Genomic DNA, 246 nt, shown 5'->3' on the forward strand with positions numbered 1-246 from the left:
CGAACGCCAAGGCCAGCATGCCCACAGCGGTGATTGCCCAGCCAATTAGAACCGCGCCGACGTCGGCGCGGGCAGCCATGTTCTGCGGCAGCGAAAAGATCCCGCCACCGATCATCGAACCGACCACAAGTGCAACTAATGCGCCTAGCTTTAGTTTTCCCGAAGAATCAGACATTTAACAACTCCTGCCAGGAGAAAGTTGACGACAGCATAAATCCGTCGCCGTGGCCTTGAACTGACGTGAAT

Annotated in this window: 1 pseudogene; it reads right to left on the bottom strand. The window is 55.7% G+C overall.

Annotated features, from left to right (window positions below):
• Nucleotides 1–175: pseudogene (locus J5M56_RS26125) on the bottom strand (arginine-ornithine antiporter); the annotation flags it as partial.
• Nucleotides 176–246 lie beyond the last annotated feature (71 nt).

The organism is Pseudomonas sp. 51_B, from assembly GCF_017491595.1.
Lineage (GTDB): Bacteria > Pseudomonadota > Gammaproteobacteria > Pseudomonadales > Pseudomonadaceae > Aquipseudomonas > Aquipseudomonas promysalinigenes.